The organism is Aeromonas sp. HMWF015 (assembly GCF_963878965.1).
Classification (GTDB): Bacteria; Pseudomonadota; Gammaproteobacteria; order Enterobacterales; family Aeromonadaceae; genus Aeromonas; species Aeromonas veronii.
This window is the reverse complement of sequence record NZ_CAWNZT010000024.1, coordinates 1-3616: the sequence shown is the minus strand read 5'-3', so window position 1 is coordinate 3616 and position 3616 is coordinate 1. Positions and strand designations below refer to the sequence as shown.

At 57.1% G+C, this 3616-nt stretch carries 4 protein-coding genes; 2 read left to right on the top strand and 2 right to left on the bottom strand.

All coding sequences use genetic code 11. The features are described from left to right. Nucleotides 1-227 (bottom strand): nucleoid-associated protein (locus AACS18_RS01080; protein ID WP_181363373.1); only part of this gene is annotated, 227 nt, incomplete at its 3' end. A 73-nt stretch (nt 228-300) separates the two neighbouring features. On the opposite strand from AACS18_RS01080, the gene AACS18_RS01075 reads away from it, so the two are divergent. Then, a complete protein-coding gene (locus AACS18_RS01075) occupies nt 301-528 on the top strand; it encodes a YejL family protein (RefSeq protein ID WP_005333874.1) in 228 nt (75 codons plus the stop codon). Nucleotides 529-575: 47 nt separating this feature from the next. Beyond that, a complete protein-coding gene (locus AACS18_RS01070; protein WP_005352950.1) occupies nt 576-2426 on the top strand; it encodes a DUF3413 domain-containing protein in 1851 nt (616 codons plus the stop codon). 85 nt (nt 2427-2511) lie between these two features. On the opposite strand, the gene AACS18_RS01065 is transcribed toward AACS18_RS01070, so the two are convergent. Beyond that, complete coding sequence (locus AACS18_RS01065) at nt 2512-3297, bottom strand: MetQ/NlpA family ABC transporter substrate-binding protein (RefSeq protein WP_108613486.1); 786 nt, start codon at nt 3295-3297, stop codon at nt 2512-2514. Nucleotides 3298-3616: the final 319 nt, after the last annotated feature.

Genomic DNA, 3616 nt, shown 5'->3' with positions numbered 1-3616 from the left:
TTGGGAGCATCGATGCCGTCGGCCAGCTCGGCGACGGCGGCCTCGGGGTCGGCAAAGAAGCCAAAGCCCTTGCCGCCCTTGCCGTTGTAGATCCGATGCAGTTCCGCCATCAGTCCCTGTACCGCCTCGTCGGGGGGCAGGGTCTGGCTGCGTGTATCGGCGTGGGGTTGACCATCGCCGCCCTGGCGCAAGGAGTGAAGAATGATCTTGTCGATATCGAGACTCATGTCACAAAGCCATAGTGTTAGCCGAAAGGGTGAAGTATTATAAGGCGCTTTGAACCGAGATGAACTGAAGATTATGCCTATCGTATCAAAGTACAATAACGAGCAATTTGACGCCCTGATGAACGACCTGATCACCGCGCTGGAAAAGCATAAAGCGCCGGTGGATCTCAGCCTTATGGTGCTTGGCAATCTGACCACCAATATCATCAACGGTATGGCACCGGCCCAGCGCCAAGCCATCACTGAAAAGTTTGTCCAGGCCCTGACCGCATCGGTCGATAATCGCCACGACGCACACTGAGTCCCCGACTCTGTTGATTTGACGTTTCTCAACGCAGATGGATCACTATGGTCGAAACCGGTAACCCCTATCGTGATAATGTCTCTCGCCTGATCACCTGGGGGCATTGGTTCTCCTTCTTCAACATTATTCTGGCCATGCTCATCGCCACCCGTTATCTGGGTGCCATCAGCTGGCCATCGACCACGCTTGGCGTGATCTATCTCGTTGTAAGCTGGATTGGCCACTTCTCGTTTCTGAGTTTTGTCACCTACCTGTTGACGATCTTCCCGCTCAGCTTCGTGCTGCCCAAGGAGAAGTCGTTGCGGTTCATCTCGGCCATCATCGCTACCCTGGCGCTGGTGCTGCTGCTGATCGACACCCAGGTATTCCGGCTGTTCAAGTTCCACCTCAACAGTCAGGTATGGCAGTTGCTGCTGGATCAGGCGCAAACCGAAGAGGGCTCAATCTGGAGCATCATCTTCGTTGCCGTGCCCACCATCTTCCTGCTGCAACTGCTGCTGTCGGCCTATGTCTGGCGCAAGATCAACAAGCGCAAGCGCCGCCAGTACGGCAATCAGGTGGGGCTGGCCCTGCTGATCTGCTTTATTCTGACCCACGTGGTCAACAGCTGGGCCGATGCAACCCTCTATCAGCCGATCACTATGCAGAGAGCCAACTTCCCCCTCTCCTACCCCATGACGGCCCGCTCCTTCCTGGCCAAACATGGCTGGCTGGATCTGGATCAGTACGAGAAGCAGGCTGCTTCCCAGGGGGATAACAGCGACAGCCGGATGCACTATCCGCTGCGCCCGCTCAACGTCAACGCCCCCCTGACTCACAACAATCTGCTGATTGTGGTGGTCGATTCGCTGCGCTTTGACATGCTCAACAACATCAACATGCCCAATCTGCAGCGCTATGCGGATCAGCATCTGACGTTCCGCAATCACCTGAGTGGCGGCAACGACGACCTGATGGGCATGTTCAGCCTCTTCTACGGGTTGCCCGGTCACTACTACAAGGACATCAGCAGCGACAAGCGTCCGCCGGTGCTGTTCGACGAGATGCTGCGCCAGGATTACCAGTTCGGGCTGTTCGGCGCGATGGAAGATGCCCAGAAGTATCGCAAGAGCATCCTCGCCGGTCTGCGCAAACAGGTGTTTGTCTCCGAGCAGAGTGACGATGGCAAGCTGCTGACCGACTGGCAACAGTGGCTGGAGAAGCGCTCTCCCGAGCGTCCCTGGTTCTCGCTGGTCTATCTCTCGAGCCCCGGCGACTACCAGTTACCCGCCACCATGAAGGGGCCGTTCCAACCGGAGCTTGCCAACTTCAATCCGGCGACCGCCTATCGGGCGGAGAACCTGCAAAAACTGGAAAACCGCTACAAGAACTCGGTCTTCTATACCGACCAGTTGCTTGAGCAGATGCTGACCAAATTGCAGTCGCAGGGGATGGACAGCAACACCATCGTCGTCATCACCTCCAACCACGGTCAGGAGTTCAACGACACCCGCAGCAACAGCTGGGGCGCAGGCAGCAACTACTCACCCTATCAGGTGCAGGTACCGCTGGTACTGGCCTGGCCAGGGCGCGGCAGTGACGTTAGGGAACAACCAAGCAGCCATTTTGATCTGGCGCCGACCCTGATGCAGGGGATGCTGGGCGTGCGCAATCCGGCGCGCGATTACAGCGTTGGCCGCTCGCTGTTTGATACCAGCCCGCGCAACTGGCTGCTGGCCGGGGATCAGAACGACTTCGCCATCTATGAAGGGGACACTATCACCCACTTCAACAAGCAGGGTGACTTCGAACTGCTGGAGCGCAACAGCTATCGCCCGATCAAGCACGGCACTCCGGATATGGGCGCCATGATCCAGGTGATGAACGAGCTGAACCGCTTCTATCGCAACCAGTGAAGCGCCCGTTGATGGCTTGCTACCATAAAAAACGCCCCGAATTCGGGGCGTTTTTCGTTGTATAGCCGTGCCACGTTCACGACTGTTAGCCACCCCACCCTTGCGGGTACTTGTAGCCGACAAAACGCTTTGCTGCATAGGCTTTGAAAGCCGCCGAGTTGTAGGCTGCCGCCACATCTTTGGCAAACGGCTGATCCGCATCTGCGCTTTTCACCACCACCCAGTTGATGAAATCGTAGCTGCGCTCCAGAAACAGTCCTTCACTGAACGGGATTCCGCTGGAGGCGGCAAAATTACCGTTGATCACCGAGAAGTCCACATCCTCCCGCGAGCGAGGCAACTGCGCGGCTTCCAGCAGTACCAGCTTGAGATTGTGCGGATTGTTCACCACATCAAACTCGCTTGCTTTTAGCGGGTTTATCCCCTCCTTGAGAGTGAGCCAACCGAGATCCTGCAGCATCAACAGCGCCCGCGCCTGATTGGTGGGATCGTTGGGGATGGCCACCGTGCTCCCCTTTTTCACCTTGTCGAGTGCCGCCAGCTTGCCGGAGTAGAGCCCCATCGGACCGGTTGGCACCTGGGTAATGGGGGCCAGCGACAAGCCGCGATCTTTGGCAAAACTCTCCAGATAAGGTTTGTGCTGGAAGCAGTTCACATCCAGTGATCCGTCAGCCAGAGCAATATTGGGAGTCACATAATCGGTGAACTCCACCAGCTTGACCTTGTACCCCTTGGCCTCCAGCTGCGGCTTGATGGAGTCGGTCACCATGTCGGCAAAATCCCCCACCGTGGTACCAATCACAATCTCCTGTTTGGTCGGCAAGGACGCATCGGCGGCAACCGCGGAAAAAGAGAGGCTCCCGACCGCCATCGCGGCAATAAAGGTGCTGGCGCCAGCAGTGGCGCGCAAGGAAGCAGTCAAAGGAGAAGATAAGAAGGAACGAAACGGCATAGGGACTCCCTGTCAGGTACGCATCAAGCTATGGGACTGCGGCGGGGCCGCCCTCAGAAGTAACGCCCTTCACACCGCAGCAATCTAGCCATCCGAACGGCTATTTCAGTTACCATAACAGAGCCATCCACCGCCGCCAAGCAATAAACCACTGACCCACCCCCACCTCATCACTCTTGCAGGCTCACCCGAACGCATACCAGCACTCACATTGGCACACACCACCATGCCGTTTATT